The 19,977-nt window shown below is 53.7% G+C and carries 21 protein-coding genes and 1 pseudogene; 11 read left to right on the top strand and 11 right to left on the bottom strand.

Annotated features, from left to right (window positions below):
* Nucleotides 1–34 precede the first annotated feature (34 nt).
* Both fen and ACYUBO_RS02985 read right to left on the bottom strand, forming a co-directional pair.
* Nucleotides 35–1,048 carry a flap endonuclease-1 gene (gene fen, locus ACYUBO_RS02990; protein WP_460372253.1) on the bottom strand — a complete coding sequence of 338 codons (1,014 nt, stop codon included), beginning with the start codon at nt 1,046–1,048 and terminating at the stop codon, nt 35–37.
* A gap of 13 nt (nt 1,049–1,061) precedes the next feature.
* Nucleotides 1,062–1,376, bottom strand: a complete 315-nt coding sequence (locus ACYUBO_RS02985; protein WP_300332455.1) for a hypothetical protein — start codon at nt 1,374–1,376, stop codon at nt 1,062–1,064.
* Nucleotides 1,377–1,431: 55 nt separating this feature from the next.
* Here ACYUBO_RS02985 and ACYUBO_RS02980 point away from each other — a divergent pair, with 55 nt between their 5' ends.
* On the top strand, nt 1,432–2,334 hold the full coding sequence (locus tag ACYUBO_RS02980; protein WP_460372251.1) for a presenilin family intramembrane aspartyl protease PSH: 903 nt from the start codon (nt 1,432–1,434) through the stop codon (nt 2,332–2,334).
* Here ACYUBO_RS02980 and ACYUBO_RS02975 read toward each other — a convergent pair.
* Nucleotides 2,270–3,247: an NOG1 family protein gene (locus tag ACYUBO_RS02975; RefSeq protein WP_460372249.1), complete on the bottom strand. Its 978-nt coding sequence runs from the start codon at nt 3,245–3,247 to the stop codon at nt 2,270–2,272. The two genes, ACYUBO_RS02980 and ACYUBO_RS02975, sit on opposite strands and share 65 nt — an antisense overlap.
* A 49-nt stretch (nt 3,248–3,296) precedes the next feature.
* Between ACYUBO_RS02975 and ACYUBO_RS02970 the strand changes: the two genes are divergently transcribed.
* Together ACYUBO_RS02970 and ACYUBO_RS02965 are read left to right on the top strand one after the other, a co-directional pair.
* On the top strand, nt 3,297–4,175 hold the full coding sequence (locus tag ACYUBO_RS02970) for a CBS domain-containing protein (protein ID WP_300334339.1): 879 nt from the start codon (nt 3,297–3,299) through the stop codon (nt 4,173–4,175).
* Between the two features lie 57 nt (nt 4,176–4,232).
* Nucleotides 4,233–4,481: a PRC-barrel domain-containing protein gene (locus tag ACYUBO_RS02965; protein WP_300334342.1), complete on the top strand. Its 249-nt coding sequence runs from the start codon at nt 4,233–4,235 to the stop codon at nt 4,479–4,481.
* 5 nt (nt 4,482–4,486) lie between these two features.
* Here the strand turns inward: ACYUBO_RS02965 and ACYUBO_RS02960 are convergent, their stop codons facing one another.
* The 5 genes from ACYUBO_RS02960 to ACYUBO_RS02940 are packed head-to-tail and all read right to left on the bottom strand — an operon-like array spanning nt 4,487 to nt 9,953.
* On the bottom strand, nt 4,487–5,179 hold the full coding sequence (locus ACYUBO_RS02960) for a phosphoglycolate phosphatase (protein WP_460372247.1): 693 nt from the start codon (nt 5,177–5,179) through the stop codon (nt 4,487–4,489).
* The gene (radA, locus tag ACYUBO_RS02955) at nt 5,173–6,147 is read right to left on the bottom strand and encodes a DNA repair and recombination protein RadA (protein WP_460372245.1); all 975 of its coding nucleotides are present in this window, start codon (nt 6,145–6,147) and stop codon (nt 5,173–5,175) included. The genes ACYUBO_RS02960 and radA overlap by 7 nt, the downstream gene beginning before the upstream one ends.
* 54 nt (nt 6,148–6,201) lie before the next feature.
* Entirely contained in the window at nt 6,202–7,497 is a 1,296-nt protein-coding gene (locus tag ACYUBO_RS02950) for an OB-fold nucleic acid binding domain-containing protein (RefSeq protein ID WP_460372243.1), read from the bottom strand.
* Nucleotides 7,498–7,506: 9 nt separating this feature from the next.
* Nucleotides 7,507–8,802: a diaminopimelate decarboxylase gene (gene lysA, locus ACYUBO_RS02945; protein WP_460372432.1), complete on the bottom strand. Its 1,296-nt coding sequence runs from the start codon at nt 8,800–8,802 to the stop codon at nt 7,507–7,509.
* Between the two features lie 5 nt (nt 8,803–8,807).
* Nucleotides 8,808–9,953: an LL-diaminopimelate aminotransferase gene (locus ACYUBO_RS02940; protein WP_460372241.1), complete on the bottom strand. Its 1,146-nt coding sequence runs from the start codon at nt 9,951–9,953 to the stop codon at nt 8,808–8,810.
* 113 nt (nt 9,954–10,066) lie between these two features.
* On the opposite strand from ACYUBO_RS02940, the gene nifS reads away from it, so the two are divergent.
* From nifS to ACYUBO_RS02900, 8 genes are all read left to right on the top strand, one after another.
* Nucleotides 10,067–11,245, top strand: coding sequence for a cysteine desulfurase NifS (nifS, locus tag ACYUBO_RS02935; protein ID WP_460372239.1), 1,179 nt, complete (start codon nt 10,067–10,069; stop codon nt 11,243–11,245).
* 6 nt (nt 11,246–11,251) lie between these two features.
* Nucleotides 11,252–11,677 (top strand): Fe-S cluster assembly scaffold protein NifU, encoded by a 426-nt coding sequence (gene nifU, locus ACYUBO_RS02930; protein WP_460372238.1) that lies wholly within the window; start codon nt 11,252–11,254, stop codon nt 11,675–11,677.
* Between the two features lie 54 nt (nt 11,678–11,731).
* Nucleotides 11,732–12,052, top strand: coding sequence for a divalent-cation tolerance protein CutA (gene cutA / locus ACYUBO_RS02925; RefSeq protein WP_460372237.1), 321 nt, complete (start codon nt 11,732–11,734; stop codon nt 12,050–12,052).
* Complete coding sequence (fdhD, locus tag ACYUBO_RS02920) at nt 12,049–12,792, top strand: formate dehydrogenase accessory sulfurtransferase FdhD (RefSeq protein WP_460372235.1); 744 nt, start codon at nt 12,049–12,051, stop codon at nt 12,790–12,792. The genes cutA and fdhD overlap by 4 nt, the downstream gene beginning before the upstream one ends.
* Nucleotides 12,793–14,427 (top strand): 2-oxoacid:acceptor oxidoreductase subunit alpha, encoded by a 1,635-nt coding sequence (locus ACYUBO_RS02915; RefSeq protein ID WP_460372233.1) that lies wholly within the window; start codon nt 12,793–12,795, stop codon nt 14,425–14,427.
* Nucleotides 14,424–15,263, top strand: a complete 840-nt coding sequence (locus ACYUBO_RS02910; RefSeq protein WP_460372231.1) for a thiamine pyrophosphate-dependent enzyme — start codon at nt 14,424–14,426, stop codon at nt 15,261–15,263. The genes ACYUBO_RS02915 and ACYUBO_RS02910 overlap by 4 nt, the downstream gene beginning before the upstream one ends.
* 339 nt (nt 15,264–15,602) lie before the next feature.
* Nucleotides 15,603–15,806: a RelB antitoxin-like protein gene (locus ACYUBO_RS02905; protein WP_460372229.1), complete on the top strand. Its 204-nt coding sequence runs from the start codon at nt 15,603–15,605 to the stop codon at nt 15,804–15,806.
* A gap of 1 nt (nt 15,807) precedes the next feature.
* A complete protein-coding gene (locus ACYUBO_RS02900) occupies nt 15,808–16,080 on the top strand; it encodes a type II toxin-antitoxin system RelE family toxin (protein ID WP_460372228.1) in 273 nt (90 codons plus the stop codon).
* A 27-nt stretch (nt 16,081–16,107) separates the two neighbouring features.
* On the opposite strand, the pseudogene ACYUBO_RS02895 reads toward ACYUBO_RS02900, so the two are convergent.
* The 3 genes and pseudogenes from ACYUBO_RS02895 to ACYUBO_RS02885 form a co-directional block, all read right to left on the bottom strand.
* Nucleotides 16,108–17,267 (bottom strand): annotated as a pseudogene (locus ACYUBO_RS02895) (IS630 family transposase).
* 566 nt (nt 17,268–17,833) lie between these two features.
* Nucleotides 17,834–18,859: a DUF3089 domain-containing protein gene (locus ACYUBO_RS02890; RefSeq protein ID WP_460372226.1), complete on the bottom strand. Its 1,026-nt coding sequence runs from the start codon at nt 18,857–18,859 to the stop codon at nt 17,834–17,836.
* A complete protein-coding gene (locus tag ACYUBO_RS02885) occupies nt 18,856–19,806 on the bottom strand; it encodes a DUF3089 domain-containing protein (protein ID WP_460372225.1) in 951 nt (316 codons plus the stop codon). The genes ACYUBO_RS02890 and ACYUBO_RS02885 overlap by 4 nt, the downstream gene beginning before the upstream one ends.
* Nucleotides 19,807–19,977 lie beyond the last annotated feature (171 nt).

Genomic DNA, 19,977 nt, shown 5'->3' with positions numbered 1-19,977 from the left:
GAGGGCGATTCCCTCTGGATATCCGGCAAATATACTAATTCCAGGCATCAAGCCGCATCTGCCCGGACTGCCCTTTCTGTGGACCTGCTATACGTTCAAGCGCCGGAAGGATCCGCTCTTGTGAGAACCCGTAATTTTCACAGAGGATCTGTTTGACAGAGTCGGGATCGGGGGATCTCCATTCCGGCTGATACTGTTCTGTAACCGGAGGAGAGAGGAAGAACTCCATAATTGGTTCCGGATCGGTATCTGGTGCCTTCTCTGCCATCACCTCGGAGAATCGTTCTTCACGGATAATCTTCAATGCCTTCTTCGGCCCGATCCCGTGGATCCCCTCATTGAAGTCTGTCCCGATAAGAATCCCTATCCGGATGAGCTGCTCGCGGGTGATCCCAAGTGTATCAAGGAACTCGGAGAGAGAGATCCGTTCGGGAGAAACCGTCACCTGCCTCCCCCCGATCCGCCGTTTCCCGGATACGGCCAGGTTCCGGACGAGGACTGAAGCCCCAAAGAGGAGTGAATCATAGTCCTGGGAGACAGAATAAGTGGCAATCCCGCTATTGACGAAATGAGCAGACTGCGCCTCACCTTCGGAGGGGGCGACCATCCAGGGAACTCCCAGTGCATCCAGAAGCTCCTTTCCGCTCGCAAGAATGCTGGCATCCACCCTGGTGGACTGCATCGCCGCGCGGTATGCCGCACCGGTATCCCCGCGTTCCAAGGCTTCTGTCCATTGTTCTTCACCAGCCTTCCTGATCTCGCGTCTTGCGGCAATAGTTCTGGCCTTAAACTCAGGTGGTGAGCCATCAAAGATATACAGGGGCAGAATACCGTTCTCAAGAAAGTGTGCGGTCCTGAAGAGGAGACCTGAGAGGTGTGAGGTGACCCGCCCTTTCGTATCCTGGAGGGGGGTGCCGTCGGCCTGCCTGATTATTGAGAGGAACTGGTAGAGTGCGTTATTTGCATCTATTGCCGCAACTCCGGGGATATCTCCAAAGCCGACCGGATGCCTGCATCCTTCCAGCAGAGGACGAATAGAAACTCCCAAGTAGAGACCTCTTTTATCGGTACATCCGCCGTGTCAGGCTGTCGACGATCTCACCGAGCTGTTCAACAGTCCGGTCATATTTCCGATTGAGGCTGACTGAGATCTCTTCCAGATTGACACGCATCGTCCTCTCCCGGGCGATAATATTATCCTCAAGACTCCGAATCTTCATCCCGAGCGAGAGGAAGAGACCACCCAGCGAGAGCATCATCAGGGTCGCTCCAAGTACTATCGTGAGATCCTGCCAGAGCCTGAGTACAAGAACGAGTGTTGATGACACCATTATGATGATCAGGATCAGATCCCAGACATAATCACGAAGATCCATGTTTTACCATAAGAAGAACCATAATGATTAAGCTACCTATCCGGAGCAGGATATTATGGACCGACAGAACATCTCTGCCATCATCGGCATGCCTCTTATTCTCTGCGCAGTGATCCTCGGAGGCGTGCTCCTTGCAGCCCCTGTTGAGGCTGCCGGGCTGACCGCATTTGAAGACCCCGATTCAATGGCAAATCCGATCATCTTTCTTGCTATTCTCCTCACCTTCACCGCAGTCCTCCTCCTGCTGATCAAATATGCAAAACAGCAGCTCATCAGCCTCATTATCGGCGGAGCCATCCTGCTCACGTACTTCTATGTCTTCCTGGCAATATCCGGCCATTTTATCGGATCGGCTGTTGTGGCAGGAGGAGCGGCAGCAGTGGCGGCAATCCTCGCAATCATCCTTCTCTACCGGTATCCAAGATGGTACGTGATCGATTCGCTCGGCATCGTCCTTGCCTCAGGAGTGGCGGCCATCTTCGGTGCGTCACTTGCTGTCCTGCCGGTGATCATCCTGCTGATTCTGCTTGCAGTCTATGATGCACTATCGGTGTATCGGACAAAGCATATGATCACGCTCGCTGAGGGGGTGATGGATCAGAAGATGCCGATCCTCTTTATCATCCCAAAGAAGATCGGATACACCGGATCATATGAGAAGATCACGCCTTCAGCTGAAGGGACTGAGGTCAAAAAAGAACGGGGCACGTTCCTGATGGGGATGGGGGATGCGATCATGCCGGCGATACTGGTCGTCTCGGCATATACATTCATCCAATCCCCGGTTCCCGCTATCGGCGCTGCGACAGGGGCACTCATCGGACTTGGAGTGCTCCTGATGATGGTCTTCTCTGGCAAACCCCAGGCGGGACTTCCACCATTGAATGGGGGAGTTATTCTTGGTTTTCTGGCAGGATGTCTTCTTGTCTCCGAATGGGCGTGGGTCCTCGTTCTCTGAGGGCTGCTTCAAGCGCCTCGGGAACCCCCTCCCCGGTCACTGTTGACATATTCAGGACACCCGGATAGGGCGCCAGATCGGATTTGTTTGCACAGACGATCACCGGGACGTGAGCAAAACTCCGGACCTCCTCAAGCAGGAGTTGCTGGGTGGGAAGATCATATCCGCAGTGCTCGCTTGGATCAATGATGAAGAGGATCACATCTGCCACATAGATGAGTGCGTTGAGTGCCTGCCGCTCGATCTTGTTCCGCTCCCTGTTGTTTCCGGCATCAAGGATCCCGGGCGTATCAATGAACTGGACACGTTCACGCCAGCTCAGTTCACGGTGGCCGACGATGACCCCTTTTGTGGTGAAGGGATACGATGCCACCTGCGGCGTTGCCGTTGAGACGAGCCTGATGAACGAACTCTTCCCGACATTCGGGTACCCTGCCACAACAATCGTAAACTCATCGGGAGAGACGACAGGAAGCTTCCTGAGCACGTTCCGGGTGTCATTCAAAAACCTGAGATCCTTATCGATCTGGTGGACGATCGAGGCGATCCGTGCCACTGCCTGTTTACGTAGGGCAAGGTTCTCGGGAGAGCGCCGCATCGATCGTGCAAGATCCTTTCCGACATCCCGTGTATGTTTTGCGGCCCACCCGACTCCGCCAAAGGCTTTTCTCATCTCTTCAATCCCATAGAGGATATCCACGAGATCCCGGTAGAATGGTGGGAGGGTATCGAACTCAGGGAAGGACTGGATAATTGAGACCAGCTTGTCATGGACTGCCTGTGTGACCGCCATGACGAATTCTTCATTGGCACGGTCTTTATTTTTCTTATCCCGCATCTTCTTTGCTGCACGGCGGAAACTCCGGTCGAGTATCTCATCTGCAGTTGGAACTGTTGGTATTGTATCAAACATTGGTTCTGTTTCCCCAAGCTATTTATCCGGATATGTATGATCAATCATTATGGATCTCTCACTTATCCAGAAAGATATTCTTATAACATTAATCTCACTCTATCATCAACATTCTCATCCCATCAAAGGAGACGATATTGCAGGGATTATCAAGAGAAATCCCGGCACCGTCAGAAACCAGATGCAGGCATTAAAGGCGCTCGGCCTGGTTGACGGGATTCCGGGACCAAAGGGAGGATATCATCCGACTGCACAGGCATATAAGGAGCTGAATATAAAGCCGACCGATGATGCAGCTGAGGTAACGATATCAAGAAACGGAATCCCGATTCCGGGCGTGCGGGTGACTGAGGTCGACTTCACAACTCTCTGCCATCCCGATCTCTGCCATTCACTGATAAAAATTGTCGGGAGTGTCCGGAATTTCACTATCGGCGAAGAGATCACGATAGGGCCGACACCGGTGAACAAGCTGATGATCCGGGGGGAGGTCTTTGGCCGTGACGAGATCCAGGGTGCGCTTCTCATCTCAATCTCAGAGATGACATCGCTCCCGAAGAAATCGATCCGCCACTACATGAGTTCGCCCTTGATCAGTCTGCCGCCTGATGCGACGATCAGGGAAGCCGTCTCCATCTGCTCGAAAAACCGTATACATGGCGTACCTGTCATATTCAATGAAGAGTTGCTCGGGATCGTCACCCTCACCGATATCGCACGTGCAATAGATGCCGGACAATCCCTGGATACACCGGTGAAAAACATAATGACTCACGATGTCATTCTGGTTCCCGAACATACACGCCTCTATGAGGTTATCCGGCGATTTAAAGAGCGGGAAATTGGCAGAGTGATCGTTGTTGCCGAAGGAAAACCTGCCGGCATCCTCACACAATCGGATATCATCAGGGTTTTTCCCACCCTTTAACGCCCCGGTTCGGGAAAATAGGAATAGTTTATATAGTTATCAGCCAACCATCTTTCTATGACAAAGGCGTTTGCTCGTACGCTCCGGCGGAAGAAGGTCATGAGTAGTGACGGCAAGGTGATCGGACAGTTAAAAAATATTATCATCGACGTGGGGAGCGGGCAGGTGATCAACCTGATCGTCAAGCCCGATGCCGGATTTGATACATCCCATTACAAACTGGATGATGATTGTATGCTCATCCCGTTTGAAGCTGTCAAGGATATTAAGGATTATATCGTTGTTGATCGGTATATGCTCAGGTGAAGATTTCACTCAAAGCGCTCAAGGGCAGATAGCAGACCCTCGGAAAAACCCTCGCCATACTTCTGATCTGTCACCAGATCAGCTAATTTTTTCAGTTTTTCGCTGCCATTTTCCATGGTTATTCCATAACCTGCAACCTCAAGCATCTCGAGATCATTATCAGAATCACCAACAGCAACAAAATCCCCGGGAGTAAGGGAGAGGAGCGGGGCAAGTGCTGCAAGTGCTGATCCCTTCGAGATTCCGGGAGTCTGGAGATGGATGGCAAATCCGGTATCGATCACCCGGACAGGGAGATCGGCGATAACAGATACCACCTCATCAACGGGAACGATGCGTGCAAAAGCGACATCGGCATACCGCAGTTCCATACTGTAGGGAAGTAATGTTATTCCCTGCTCTTTGAAATGAGTGACAAGACGATCATATGCATGGAGACAGAGTGATCTATCACCGGTAATGTGAGGCGTGCCATCGAATCCGGTCTGGAATACCCCGCCGTTCTCCCCGATAACTGCTCCATTGGTTCCGATCATCCGGGCTATCGAATCCAGAAAACAGAGGGTGTTTCCTGATGCGAGCACCACCGGAATCCCTCTGTCAATAAAGATCCGGAGTGTCTCGATCGCACTGATGCTGATCCTCCGGCGATCATCGGTGATGGTTCCGTCGATATCGCAGACTACTGCTTTCAGCACGGCTTGATACCCGCCTTCTCGACCATGAACGTTGCTTCGCCTTCAGGAAGGTTCGGACTGTCCACAAGGCGTGCAATCCGTTTTCCTGCCTTGCTCTTCCTGAGATACAGCCTGAATGTCGCTGAGTGGCCGACGATATTTCCGCCGATCGGCTTTGTCGGATCCCCAAAGAAGACGCCCGGGTTGGACATCACCTGGTTTGTCACAAGCGCGACGCCATTATGCTCATCGACGAGCTTGAAGAGTTCATGCATATGCCGGTTCAGCTTCTGCTGGCGTGTTGCGAGGGTGCCCCGCCCTGCATATTCTGCACGGAAGTGTCCGGTGAGCGAGTCGATGATGAAGAGGCGGACCGGCATGCCGCTCTCCTTCTTCTCATTGGCAAGCTCACGCGCGGTATCGATGAGGAGCATCTGGTGATCCGAGGTATGCGCCCGCGCAACATGGATATTCGCAAGGAAATCATCTGTTGTTCCCACCTCGCAATCGACCTCAAGACCCTCTACCATCTGGGCGATCCTCTCGGGCCGGAAGGTATTCTCGGTATCGATGAAGATGCATGAGCCGCCCAGGCCGCCGCACTCTTCGGGGAGCTGGCAGTTGACAGCAAGCTGGTGTACAATCTGGCTCTTTCCCGAACCAAACTCGCCATATAACTCGGTGATCGCCTGGGTTTCCACACCGCCGCCGAGGAGCTCGTCAAACTCCGGAACAAAGGTCCTGAGTTTCCGGACCTCCTGCCTCCTGAGCAGGACATCGGTACCGGTCTTGAACCCGCCGATATCCGCAATCTCACGGGCACCCTTGATCATCTTCTTTGCAGTCGCCTCGCCGATCTCGGCTGCCTCGGCGAGATCGACGGGAGAGGCGGTTGCGATACTTTCGACTGTGCAGTATCCGGCCTCACGGAGGCGGTCAGCGGTTGCCGGGCCGACACCCGGTACATCTTCTATTGCGATTTCTGGCATATCTTCTCACTTCCTTAATTTGAGATATACTCTGATATTCAAGCGGAGAGGTTATCAATGCCTGACCCCGGAGGGTGAAAGTGAAGGGTCAGTGAGGGCAGCTGCCCTCTCTCTGAGCAAACCGGGATCAACTGGAATCTGTTCGGCGCTATCCACAACGAGCCGCCGCCCCGAGACCCTGCCGGATATGCGGTAGCGGGTGGCAAGCAGAAGATCTGATGATTCAATCAGAAAGAGGTTCTTCCCATCCGAGAGTGCCATTCCCTCGGAGGTGAGGATGATCACCCCTTCGATCACCCGCTCTTCGGTCTCATCCGGAACCACCCGGATGGCACTCCCAAACCCGACCGAGAGTTCGACATCGCCGAACCGGTTCAGCCGTGCACCGGCATTGTAGATCTCGATCGTCTCACCACAGAAGAATGGTTCACGTGCACGATCCCCCCAGATCACAATCCTGAGCGGCCCTTCAATGAAGAGGTTTCTCACCCATGATGGCTCTCCCCGCCGGGTGGTAAACTGGCGGGGAGGATGGAGAGAGGTGATCGTTCCCCTGACAGAATAGATCCCCCGTTCCCGGACCTCAGGCGCCGGCGAGAAGGAGAACTGAATTGGATCATCCAGCAAGAGGATCCGTGTCTCATCCTGTGCAATATACTCAATCCCCTCATCTGAGGAACGCCGCTTCGCAGCGGTTATCCTGACGGATGCACCTTCGGAGATGCCTTCAAGAAGGGCGGGATCCCACGTGACGAACCGGGCGCAACCGGATGGATCACCGATGATCGCCTCCTGGATAGTCGCCTCCACACCATCCCGCCGGGTGAAGGTGCGGGGAAGATCAATAACAAGGATACGGGCATCGATATCAGCACTGGAGATGAATGACCGGGATTTTTCCTCGGAGATTGTGATCTCAACAGAGGTCTCCCTGACCGCAAGCGCATGCACCTCGGTCATCCGCCCTTTCTTCGGCCTCCCGATCACCTCGATGACGGTGCCTGCCTCAAGCTCTCTTACTCCGGCTGCCATCTCATCCCAGAGGACAAGAGGGATTGAGCCGGTACTGTCAGCGAGTTCGACCCGTGCAACACATCCCGACGATCCATCCTCGCGGGTAAACTCTTTTGGATCGGTGACCTGTATCACCTTTCCAAAGAATGAGACAAGGGAAGGAGAATTTGTGATCGCCTGAATCTTCTGGTGGCTCCTCCCAAGATCCTCAACGACGAGAAGTGCTGCAGCCGTCTCGTCGATCGCCCCGCCATGGGATGTGATCTTCTCCTCGATCCGCCGATCAAACTCTTCCTGTTTCAGAATATCATCGACAAGTGCGTAATGAAACCTCACAGTACACGCTCATTCCTGCTGCCACGATGGAACCTGCATGGTGGCACAGATATCATCCAGTGTCTCTCCTCTCCTGATCACTTCGGCACGATCCCCTTTCACCATCACCTCAGGGCATCGGGGACGCCCGTTGTACTGGGAGGACATGGCAAACCCATATGCCCCACAGTCGAGGACGGCGACGATATCGCCTGCATCTGGTGTTGGAAGAAGGCGGTCTGCTGCCAGAATATCTCCGGTCTCGCAGATCGGCCCTGCGATCGTCACGTCTTCCACTCCAATCTGATCTGCCTTGTTTGCCATGGTCACCTCATGCCATGAATCGTACATGGCTGGCCTGATCAGGAGATTGAACCCGGCATCGACATTTGCAAATGTCTTGTATGCCCTTTTCACCGAGTTTACTTTCGTCAGCAGCACTGTTGATTCTGCCACAAGCCAGCGGCCGGGTTCGACCCAGAACTCGGGAGAGATCCCAATCTCGTTGATCCCCTCAATGAAGACGGGCATCACGGCTCGTGCGTACTCTTCCGGTGTCGGGGCGACATCGGTTTCCCGGTGGTATGGAACGCCAAGACCCCCGCCGATATCGAGGAATTCGAGTTTGACGCCAATATCGGTCACCTCGCCTGCCACCTTCGCCATGACGGCGGCGGCACGGGCAAATGGCTCGACATCAAGGATCTGGGATCCGATATGGCAGTGAAGTCCGACAGGGACAACATAGGGGGCATCGAGTGCTGCCTGGTATGCAGAGAGGATCTCTGCTGCCGGAATCCCGAACTTTGTGGTGGCAAGGCCTGTTGCAATCTTTGGATGGGTGGGAACCTCAAGTGCCGGGTTCACCCGGAACGCGATCTGGGCAGTCTTCTTCTGTTCAGATGCGATCCTGGAGAGCTGGTTTAATTCATCGATCGAGTCGACCGAGACCCGGACTCCCGTCTCAACAGCAAGCCTGAGATCGTCTGTTGTCTTGGAACTGCCATTGAAGAGGAGCCGCTCCGGCTTCATCCCGGCACGGAGTGCGAGCATCAGTTCGCCTGAGGAGAAGACATCGGCACCGGCACCGGCCCGTCCAAGCGCCCGGAGAACAGCAAGGTTCCCGTTTGCCTTTGCTGCAAAGAGGAGGCGGACATTCGGGTACCAGCCGGATAACGCGGATTCGTACCGCTCGAAGTTAGCAAGGATCTGATCTTCGTTTGTCACATAGAGCGGGGTTCCAAACCGGCCTGCAAGATCGACGAGATCGTGTGAGCCGCTCATCAGGTGCCCGTTCTGTATGGTGAGGTGGGAGGGGAGCTGCATGGCCATCAGTGCATCGCCTCCATCCGTGAAACTGCTTCTGTAATCCGCTCAACAGACCGGGTGATTGCAAACCTCACGTAGCCTTCGCCGTTTGCGCCAAACCCTATGCCGGGTGTGGCGACGATGCCTGCTTCGTCAAGGAGGCGGGCTGAGAACTTCATGGAGTCATCGACCTTCATCCAGACATAGAAGGTGGCTTTTGGTGCAGAGACATCATATCCCAGGCTTCCCAGACCTTTGACGAGGACATCGCGCCGCTCCTGGTAGATCCTGCATGCATCGGCAACACAGTCCTGCGGGCCGGTGAGTGCTGTAACACCGGCAAGCTGTACCGCATCAAATGCACCGGAGTCGATATTCGTCTTGACACGGCCAAGGCCAGCAATGATCTCCTTGTTTCCGACCGCCATCCCGAGCCGCCAGCCGGTCATGTTATAGGTCTTTGAGAGGGAGTGCATCTCGATCCCGACTTCTGAGGCACCATCTGCCTGGAGGAATGAGGGTGCGACATATCCGTCAAAGGTGATCTCCGAGTATGCATTGTCATGGACAGCAACTATTGAGTGTTCCCGTGCGAATTCAACGACCTCATCGAAGAACTTCATCGGGGCAACTGCTGCGGTAGGGTTGTTTGGGTACCCGAAGAAGAGGAGTTTCGTCTTCTTCAGGACATCCTTTGGAATGGCATCGAGATCCGGGAGGAAATTGTTCTCCCCGGTGAGGGGGAGGGGGTGGCAGATCCCTTCTGCAAAGAGGGTCGAGGTCTTGTATACCGGGTACCCGGGATCGGTTGCGAGGACGACATCGCCGGGGTTGACGAATGCCTCCGGCACATGGGCGATTCCTTCTTTTGATCCAATCAACGTGATAATCTCGGATTTTGGATCTGCGGTGACACCGAACCGGTTTTTATACCAGGTGGCAACTGCTTCGCGGTAGGTGGAGAGGCCCAGGTATGATGGGTAGTGATGGGTTGCCGGATTCCGTGCTGCAGTGCAGAGCGTCTCGACAATATGCGGGGGTGTCGGGAGATCCGGGTCGCCGACGCCGAGATCGATGACATCGACACCTGAGCGGATCTTTGCTTCTTTCATCTCATCTATACGGGCAAAGAGATAGGGGGGTAGGTTGTCAAGTCTGTCTGCGTACATTGTGGGTACTGTTCAATCTTACGGTACTTAAGAATCACTGAGAATCCGGATACTTCCCCTTGACAAATGGTTATACCATTCAATGACGATACCTTCTGACGTGGAGAGTGGAGATGGAAAAACGCCTCATTTACCTGGATAATGCTGCAACGACGAAGACGCACCCCGATGTCGTATCTGCGATGCTTCCGTACTTTTCTGACTATTTTGGGAATCCTTCATCGCTCTATGACATCGCAGCAGCCTCGCGCACCGCTGTAGAGGAGGCACGGGAAAAGGTTGCGGCGGCGATCGGGGCAGGAGTGGATGAGATCTACTTCACCTCCGGCGGAACCGAATCTGATAACTGGGCAATCCGCGGGGTTGCCACAGCCCATGCAAAGAAAGGGCGGCATATCATCACATCCGCAATCGAGCACCACGCGGTTCTGCATACCTGCGAGGCACTTGAAAAGGAAGGATACGAGGTGACCTACCTCCCGGTTGACGAGTTCGGCCGGGTGAGGGTTGCGGATGTTCTGGCTGCGATCCGAAACGATACGATCCTGATCACGATCATGCTCGCAAATAACGAGATCGGGACTATTCAGCCGGTTGCTGAGATCGGTGAGATTGCGAGATCGAAGAAGATCGTCTTCCATACCGATGCGGTCCAGGCAGTCGGGCAGATCCCAGTCGATGTGAATGCCCTGAATGTCGATCTCCTCTCCCTCTCATCCCACAAGTTCAGCGGGCCAAAGGGCATCGGTGCACTCTATATCAGGAAGGGCACCCGGATTGCTCCGTTCATGCATGGCGGGGCACAGGAGAAGCGGCGGCGTGCAGGGACCGAGAATGTCCCTGCAATCGTCGGGCTCGGGGTGGCAATAGAGCGTGCGGGTGCCCTGATGCCTGAGAAGACGGAGCGGATTATCAGGCTGGGAGAGAGGCTTGTTGCCGGGCTTGGTGCAATCCCGGCGAGCCGGTTGAATGGCCATCCCACAGAGCGGCTCCCAAATAACGTCAATTACATCTTCGAGTATATCGAAGGGGAGTCGATACTCCTTCTCCTGAATGCACATGGGATTGCAGCATCGACGGGGAGTGCCTGCACATCCGCCTCCCTTGATCCCTCGCATGTCCTCCTTGCCTGCGGCATCCCCCATGAGATTGCCCATGGATCGCTCAGGCTGACACTCGGGGAGGAGACGACAGAAGAGGAGATCGACTATGTTCTGGAGACTGTGCCGAAGGTGGTGCAGCGGCTCCGGGATATGTCGCCATTAACACCAAAAGAACTCAGGAGCAGGTGAAGAGAGATGTACTCAGAGAAGGTAATGGATCATTTCATGAACCCGCGGAACCAGCGGGAGATCCCGGATGCCGATGGGATCGGCGAGGTCGGGAACCAGAAATGCGGGGATATCATGCGGATCTTTCTGAAGATCCATGAGGATCGAATCGAGGATGCAGCATTCCAGACCTTCGGGTGCGGGGCAGCAGTTGCCTCCTCCTCGATGGCAACCGAGATGATCATCGGAAAGACGCTCGAAGAAGCCTGGGAGATCTCAAACAAGGCGGTTGCAGAAGCCCTCGAGGGGCTCCCTGCCCAGAAACTCCACTGCTCGGTACTTGCCGAGGAGGCGATCCACGCGGCGATAAACAACTACCGGGAGAGGCAGGGGCTTCCCCCGTGGGGTGACGTGGCATGTGCAGGCTGCGGCGACTGCCATTCCTGCGAGTGAGTGATAGTTCCAAATCCTTTTTTACATCACCAGTCCTTTTTGGTATGATTGGAGATGGATCATACTGATATTGTACTGATACTCTGTACAGCTCCTCCGGGCGAAGCAGAAGAGATTGCGAAGAGAGTTATTGAAGAGCGGCTTGCTGCCTGCGTGAATATCACCCCGGTACGATCGGTGTACAGGTGGGATGGCAGGGTGGTCTCTGATGATGAGCAGCTCCTGATATGCAAGACAACGGCTGATGTGAGCGGGGATCTCATACAGCGGATCGAGGCGATCCACTCCTATGATGTACCTGAGATACTTGTCATCCCGGTTCAGGAGGGGAGCCAGCCATACCTTGACTGGGTTCGATCGGAGGTGGGCGGATGAATCTTGTTCATCATACCGGGATCATGTACAAAAACGGTACGATCTCGGAGATAGACGATGCGATCGTCTGCGAGGATACCTTTTCCCTCCACCTGAATGATACGCCGCTCCTGACGATGGTCGCCTCAGACGATCACCTCCGTGAACTCGGGGCGGGGTTTATCATCTGCTCGGGGATCGCTGACCGGATCGATTCGGTCACCGTCATCGATGAGAATATCTATGTCGAGGCCCCGGTGACGGGGGAGTATCTGGCAACGCTTGAGTCATCAGGCGGGTATGCAAACCAGGCAGAACCCCCTTTGGTTCACTCGAAATCCAGAATCACTCCAGAGAAGGTGCTTGAGGTGAGGGAGTCGATTGACTCCGATGCCTGGCTGAAGACCGGCGCACTGCATGCCTCGGTCCTCTTTTATAAGGGAGAGCTGGCGATCAGGTGCGAGGATATCGGGCGGCACAACTCTGTCGACAAGGTCGTCGGCCACGCGATCCTGAATAAACTCCCCTTATCAGAATGTGTGATCGGCTGCACGGGGCGGCAGCCGTCGGGGATGGTGCAGAAGGCTGCCAATGCGGGCATCCCGATCATCATCTCCCGTGCCGCCTCCACCGACCAGGGGATAGCAATGGCAGAGAAGACCGGTATCACACTGATCTGTTTCACGCGGGAGGGGCGGTTCACCGTCTATACGCATCCCGAGCGGATCATCGGGTTTGAAGACTGTCAGAAGGTGAAATAAATGAATGACTATTCGATCTGTATTGGCGGGCAGGCGGGTGAAGGGATCAACAAGGCAGGGATGTTGATCGGCCGGGTGCTTGGCCTCCTCGGCTACTACGTGTACATGTACTATGACTACCCCTCCCTCATCAGGGGCGGGCATAACTATGCGATTCTCCGTTGTGCAGACCATGAGATCGGGGCGATTTGTGGAAAGCCCGATATCGTCTGTGCACTTGACCAGGAGACGGTGAACCGGCATGGAGAGGGGGCAGTCCTGATCTATGATGCTGATGTTGCAAAGGGTGAGGGGATTGGAATTCCCGCAAGCACGATCATCAGGGAGGAAGGAGGAGCGCCGATTGCCCGGAACACTGTTTTGGTCGGAGCGCTCTGCCGGGCTGCCGGGATACCTCCCGAAATCCTCGGAGAAGCGATCATTAAGGAGTTTGGAAAACGATCAGAAGAGAATCTCAGGCTTGCCCTCAGGGGATACCATGCGGCTGAAGAGCGGATGCAGATCCCAATTCAGAAGAACGATTCTCTTCCGCTCTTAACCGGGAACGATGCGATTGCACTCGGGCTGATCCGGGGCGGCCTTGATGCCTATGTCTCCTACCCGATGACCCCGTCATCATCGATCCTGCACACGATGGCGGATCTGGCCCAGGGAACCCCGCTTCTTGTGCTCCATCCCGAGAATGAGATCGCGGTGATCACAATGGCGCTCGGCCTATCCTATGCGGGAAGGCGGGTTGCAGTCGGGACATCCGGCGGCGGGTTCTGCCTGATGACCGAAGGCGTCTCGCTTGCCGGGATGGCCGAGCAGCCGGTGGTGATCGTGATGGCGATGCGGCCGGGCCCCTCCACCGGGATGCCGACCTACTCATCGCAGGGGGATCTCAGCTTCGTCCTGCATGCAGGCCACGGCGAGTTCCCGAGGATCGTGATCGCTCCGGGCACCACCGAAGAGGCATATGAATGGTCTGCCCGTGCGATGCACCTCGCCTGGCAGTTCCAGGTACCGGTCTTTGTCCTCTCTGACAAAAACCTCGGTGAGCATCCGAAGTCAACGGAGATCGATCCTGCGTTCCCTGTGCCGGTTGCGTCTGTCCGCTCTCCCCGTGGAACATATGCCCGCTACTGCAATACGCCGGATGGGATCTCCCCATTCTATCCGCCTCCGCTTACCGGCAATGTGGTGAAGGTGAACTCCTATACCCATGATGATTCAGGGATCACAACCGAAGATCCAGGTCAGGCTGCTGCCCATGCAGTGAAGCTGATCCGGAAAGGGGCAACGATAGAGAATGAGATGGCATACTATGGCTGTCTCAGGGTTGATGGCGCAGAGGATGCACCTGTTGCCCTCATCTGCTTTGGATCTACCGGAGAAGCCTGCCGGGAGATAGGGGAGCGGCTTTCGCTCAGGGTGATCCGACCGATCGTCCTTGAACCCTTCCCGCTTGCACAGTTTGCCGATGCACTGGCGGGTGTCGGGCGGATGATCGTAATTGAAGAGAATGCCACCGGCCAGCTGGATTCCCTGCTCAGGGGATATGGGATCATCGCTGATCGAAGGATCTCAAATGTGAGCGGAAGGCCATTTTTCCTTGATGAACTGGAACTGAAAGTGAGGGGGGTGATGCAATGAAGGGAGCAGAGTATATCAGCGGTGCACAGAACACCTGGTGCCCCGGATGCGGGAATTTTGTGATCCAGCATACCATAAAGGACGTCCTTGCCGGACTTGGGCTTTTGCCTGAAGAGGTGGTTCTCGTCTCCGGCATCGGCTGCCATGCAAAGATTGCAGACTATATGCAGACGAATAGTTTCTATTCAATCCATGGCCGGGGTATCCCGGTGGCAACCGGCATCCATCTCGGAAACCAGAAGCTGACGGTGATCTGCTCTGCCGGGGATGGCGATGCCTATGCAGAGGGGCTCGACCACCTGATCTTTGCAGCAAAGCGGAACGTGGATATCACGGTGATCATCCATGACAACCGGGTCTATGGCCTGACAACCGGCCAGTACACCCCGACATCGCCCCCCGGCTTTGCCGGTAAATCGACGCCGGAAGGGACACATGAGGATCCCTTCAACCCGCTTGACCTGATGCTTGCATCCGGTGCGACCTTCATTGCCCGCTCCTATTCACGAGACAAGAAGGGGATGGCCGGGGTGCTGAAGCGTGCCATCCAGCATAAGGGGTTCTCGTTTGTGGAGGTCCTCCAGGTCTGTGCCAGTTTCTATGATGCCCATGCCTGTTATAACGAGCACGTCTATACGCCGGACGGGCATGACCCATCGAACCGCGATTCCGCAGAGCAGCTGATCCGTGAGTGGCACTATGCCGGTGAAGGGGCAATCCCGCTCGGGGTGCTCTACGAGAGGGATGCCCCCACGTTCGGGGAGCGGGTCCTTGCAGGAAAGGAAGGGGAGATCGACAGGACGGGGATTATTGAGAGGGCAATTGGGAAGAGGTGAGGAAGTAGGGTTTCACCTGTTTTGTTCTGGTTTGACAGGGGTTTGCAGTGAACCTGTCACCGAACATCCTCCGGGGGGGCACCCCTCAACCCCCATCGGAGTTCGGTGAAGGCGGCCTGGCGGCCACCAGGCGGGGCTGTTCGCCCCGCCAGTGAGGATATTGAGCGCTTCGCGCCCACTTCTTGTTACTTGTCTCTCTTCCATTCCATCCGTTAGGTGTACATGAATTTGGAGATTGTGGGGGAGGGCTATTGGTTAAGTAATTGTTGTATCCTTATTGCATCCACCATCAAAAGTATAAATAGGAACCAAAACCATCGATAGTAAGGTCAAAGAGAGATGCTTGAAATTAAACGCCAATATATAATGTCAGAAGACAATGAACCGGTCAGTGTCATAGTGGATATCGGGACATTTGAGAAGATCGAGGCAGTTATAGAGGAACATGGTCTTGCTCAATTCATTATCAATTCCGATGATCATGAACCACTCCCACGGCAAGAGGCAATAAAGTATTATCAGAAATTAAAAGGATCAGTCTGAAATGCCTGATTGTCTATATAAAAGAACATTTCTAAAGGATCTGGCAAGAATTCCGAAACCCTATCAACAAAAGATTGAGGATTTGGTCTTTCATCTGATTCCAGAATCACAAGATATTTTTTCTGAGTTTGATATCCAAAAGATGCGTGGTATGCCGGGCTTTTTTCGGATTAGAAGTGGTCAGTATCGAATAGGGATCGAACTGACTGAGAATGACAGGTTACTATTCCACAGGATTAAGAGCAGGGAAGAGATCTATTCTGTGTTTCCATAATCACAGGGTGAACAGACTAGTGTCACGTCAACCTTCAAAAGTCAGGTAAAGGCGAGATAACTTCACTCGTGGATCCTCAGTCGTGAACTGCCAATTTATCCGACTATCTTTGTTATTTCGGGATTCTTCCCATGCTTTAACTTCTCTCTGGACGACCTCAATACTGTCTATCCTTCGATCAAGGCACTGGCTGGTGAGAACGCTCAGCTCTATTTCTACCATATTTAGCCAACTTCCATGTTTTGGCGTATAGACAAACTCAAACCGATCCCAGAGACTCTTGGCTATTTCGGGAGGATAGGTTTCATAGAGTGATCCAGGTCCATGTGTATTCAGATTATCCATAACCAGGGTATTGTATTCAGATTATCCATAACCAGGGTATTGTATCTGCATCTTCATAGTGGGCAGCAATATCACGCAGGAATTCGGCCCAATCCTGCTTGGTTCTTCGATGAGTTATTTTTACCAATCGTTTCCCGGCAAGAGGTTCACATGCGATGAAAATATTACATGTGCCACAACGGCGATACTCATAATCATGTCTGGCGGGATATCCTGGTGTGCAGGGTATTGATTGTCGAGTTTCAGAAATGAGTTGTTTTGTGGATTCATCCATGCAAACAACTGGATGGTGTGAATCAAATGGTCGCTTATACACATCCAGAACCTGTTTCATCTGAGCAACGAAATTACCGTTCTGGTTAGGAGGTATTTCCTACGCCTGAGTTCGCCACGGTTTGAGTTCGTTTTTTTAAAACCTGACGAACGGCTTCATGAGATATTGTGTCAACGTACTCAAGTTCAACCATTTTATCTGCCAGCAATCGAAGTGACCACCGGGAATAGCCCTCTGGCGGTTCACTGCAACTTAAGCCAATTAATCGAGCTTCGAAATCACCGTCGGTCTTTTTGTCATAGATCCTATCTGGTTTTTTCTTTGTCAGTGCCTCATCAAGACCTTCCAGAACAAATCTGCTTTTAACACGGTCGATTTTTCTCATACTGATATTTAGAACACGAGATAATTCTTCATTTGTTGAACGCTGTGGCTGGTGCTCACCCTCATCACATCCAAGGAGAATGAGGGCATTCAGAACTACTTGTGATGAATGTTTACCTTTGGAGGAGAGGGCTTCAAGGGCATCACGTTCTTCCTTGGTGAGAGTCACAACATATTTTCTCATTATATATTATACTACATTCATCATATAATAAAGTTACGACATTTTAGAATTGACATGACAATAGCAGAGATCCCAACGCCACTCGCCCGGAACATAAGGTGCGACAGGGATTGAAGCATATGCGGTGCGGGTATCGGGGGGCGGGGTAAGGCTGAATCAGGATGAGAGAGGTGATATACCCTTGCTCGAGAGAGCAACCTGAAAGGCGATTCGAAGAATCGGGGTGTATCTCCTCTGGCAGCCATTGGAGAATTCCCGCCCCTCCCTGCGCCGCATCTGCGGGAAGCCATTACAAACTCCCTGCGAAGCATATGCGGACGGGGAGAGGGGTGGTGGGGAGTTTCAGATCATTATCCCGATGAAACCAAGAATGAACCAATCACCAAAACATCCTCCGGGGGGGCACCCCTCAACCCCCTCCGGATGCCGGTGAGGGCGGCCTGGCGGCCACCAGGCGGGAGAGGATAACTGGCGCTTCGCGCCCACTTCTTGTTACTGATCTCTCTCCTTTGAACCAATTGTTTTCACGTATTGTCGCCTGTGTGGATAGGGATCGTTGGTCTTCCCTATCTCTCAAAATACGAACGTATCCGATCTTCAACATTTTTGCGCAGGTTGCCGTAGAAGATCGCATAGTCGTACATGTGGTACACACCCTCTGGGAACGTGACGCTTGTTGCCGGCAATTCTTCGGGATGCGTGATATCTGTTATCACCAGCGCATTGTTCACGACCTGTGCCGCCGCGAAGTGCGGGTACCTCACCGGGTGCTCCGGATCGCCGTGCCTGAAGAAGACCGCTTCAGAATTGGTGGATGCAGGTGCAAACCCGGTATCGGTCTTCCAGGTCAGCGGGTTGACCACAAACGATCCCTTGCGGATGGTGGGGCCCTCCTTCTCCTTCCCTTCTTCGTCTGATATCGTGTTGTACGTGATGAAGCAACCTGTCTTTGTGGCGTTTGTGCCGATCTTCATCAGAGGATTTGCATCCAGATCAGATTGCGTGATGGAGTACCCGATGACGTACGCCACTACGAGCCGTTCCATCGAGACGGGATCACCGGCAAGGAGTTCACCTGCTTTTGCAAGTTCGACAACCCTGACCGAGCCCTGGCTGTGGGCTGCAAGGATGATCGGCCGCTCTCCCCTGTTGATATGTTCAAGGAAGTACCGGAATGCGGCGACGAGATCGTTCTGCCCCGGCTCGAAGATCGGTCGTGCATCGGTGAGCATCAGCGGGTTGATCTTCACGTTGTTCTGCCGGTAGTACGGGGCATAGATGTTTGCCAATCCGTCGAAGATGCTCGCCTGCTCCACCAGGGTCCAGGCGGCCTTCTCACGCAGGCCGGGATTGCGGATATTCATCAGGTACGTGGAGTCATCCGAAAGAATGGTCGGGTAGACCCAGAAGAGATCAACGGGTTGATGCTCTCTGCTGAAGTGTGGGGGGAGAGTGATCCAGCTCTTTGGGTCCGAATACTCAGGAGCTTCCGGAACGTCGCTATCGGGATCGAAAGGGGGCAGCTGAACGGGGATGCCGAGCGCTCTTCCCCGGAGGCCTTGCAGATCCGTTGTATCAGTTCGGGATCTCATGAATTCGAACCAGCCATCTGGTTCAGATATGCATCGATCCGGTCGTCGACATTCTTCTCAAGGTTCCTGTACCAGAATGCATAGTCATAGCGGTGGTACACACCCTCGGGGTATGCCCCGATATCCAGCTCCTCACCCTCCGGTATAGTCGTCATGAGTGCTCCGGTCTCCGGATTGATCTCTGCATCAGAGTAGTTCTCTACTTCACGCAGGAATTCGCCGGTCGAATCATTGTAGAACCGGGCACCCATATTCTCCGAAGCAGGAGCATAGGTATCATCGGTCTTCCAGTTGAGCGGGTTGATACAGTGTGCTCCGGCCATCAGCATGGGACCGCCAACCGATGTCACCGACTGCGTGTTATAGGTGACCACAACCCCCGTATCATCCGCACCCTGTGCCGCGGTAAGCCCGGCTGCTTCCAGATCGGCGTCAGTCACCGTATAACCGATGAGATAGGCGGCAACCAGACGGTTGCGAAGATCTTCGTCATCCCCGAACCGGTTTTTGATCAGCTCGATCAATGCCATCGTTCCCTGGCTGTGGCCCGCGATGATGAAGGGGCGACCCTCGTTGAGATTGGTGATGTAGTATTCAAAGGCATCCTGCACATCAACCGCGCCTCGCTTGAACTCCTCGGTATCGGTTGCAAGCATATCAGGTGCCATGGTAACCTGTGTTGACATCTGCCGATACAACGGAGCGAATACATTGGCGTGTGAAGTGTAGACGCTCGCCTGTGCATCGAAGATACCCTGTGCAAGCGCCCGTTCATCATCGCTGGTAATATCCATAAACCCGTCCGGACTGCTACTGACTGTCGGGTAGACATAGAAGACATCCACCTCTTTTTGGACAGAGGGAATGGTCAGCCAGTAGTACGAATCGGCGTAATCTGGCTCCAGACTGTGCCCTTCAATATCGATTGCAGATGAATCATCGTCCACAGGGGGCACTTCTCCTCCAACACAGCCGCACACAAGAATGAAACAGATTGCGAGTACGACAAGGGGGGAGATCAAAGAATGAGTGATCTTAAGCATTGAAAATCTCCATGATGATTTATAGAGATAATTGTAAGAAAAAAGCTTTTTTAACCGTTTCGAAACAACCCTGTG

The organism is Methanocalculus sp. MC3 (assembly GCF_054767395.1).
The sequence above is the reverse complement of the archived record's forward strand: the minus strand, read 5'-3'. Positions and strand labels throughout refer to the sequence as shown.

Bases quoted from the DNA above. Each gene is read 5' to 3' on its own strand.
- ACYUBO_RS02985 (WP_300332455.1), bottom strand. From the start codon at position 1,376: ATGGATCTTCGTGATTATGTCTGGGATCTGATCCTGATCATCATAATG.
- nifS (WP_460372239.1), top strand. From the start codon at position 10,067: ATGGAAAAACGCCTCATTTACCTGGATAATGCTGCAACGACGAAGACG.
- ACYUBO_RS02900 (WP_460372228.1), top strand. From the start codon at position 15,808: ATGCCTGATTGTCTATATAAAAGAACATTTCTAAAGGATCTGGCAAGA.
- nifU (WP_460372238.1), top strand. From the start codon at position 11,252: ATGTACTCAGAGAAGGTAATGGATCATTTCATGAACCCGCGGAACCAG.
- ACYUBO_RS02890 (WP_460372226.1), bottom strand. From the start codon at position 18,859: ATGAGATCCCGAACTGATACAACGGATCTGCAAGGCCTCCGGGGAAGA.
- fdhD (WP_460372235.1), top strand. From the start codon at position 12,049: ATGAATCTTGTTCATCATACCGGGATCATGTACAAAAACGGTACGATC.
- ACYUBO_RS02910 (WP_460372231.1), top strand. From the start codon at position 14,424: ATGAAGGGAGCAGAGTATATCAGCGGTGCACAGAACACCTGGTGCCCC.
- lysA (WP_460372432.1), bottom strand. From the start codon at position 8,802: ATGCAGCTCCCCTCCCACCTCACCATACAGAACGGGCACCTGATGAGC.
- ACYUBO_RS02975 (WP_460372249.1), bottom strand. From the start codon at position 3,247: ATGTTTGATACAATACCAACAGTTCCAACTGCAGATGAGATACTCGAC.
- ACYUBO_RS02915 (WP_460372233.1), top strand. From the start codon at position 12,793: ATGAATGACTATTCGATCTGTATTGGCGGGCAGGCGGGTGAAGGGATC.
- radA (WP_460372245.1), bottom strand. From the start codon at position 6,147: ATGCCAGAAATCGCAATAGAAGATGTACCGGGTGTCGGCCCGGCAACC.
- ACYUBO_RS02940 (WP_460372241.1), bottom strand. From the start codon at position 9,953: ATGTACGCAGACAGACTTGACAACCTACCCCCCTATCTCTTTGCCCGT.
- cutA (WP_460372237.1), top strand. From the start codon at position 11,732: ATGGATCATACTGATATTGTACTGATACTCTGTACAGCTCCTCCGGGC.
- ACYUBO_RS02905 (WP_460372229.1), top strand. From the start codon at position 15,603: ATGCTTGAAATTAAACGCCAATATATAATGTCAGAAGACAATGAACCG.
- ACYUBO_RS02965 (WP_300334342.1), top strand. From the start codon at position 4,233: ATGACAAAGGCGTTTGCTCGTACGCTCCGGCGGAAGAAGGTCATGAGT.
- ACYUBO_RS02970 (WP_300334339.1), top strand. From the start codon at position 3,297: ATGGATCTCTCACTTATCCAGAAAGATATTCTTATAACATTAATCTCA.
- ACYUBO_RS02980 (WP_460372251.1), top strand. From the start codon at position 1,432: ATGGACCGACAGAACATCTCTGCCATCATCGGCATGCCTCTTATTCTC.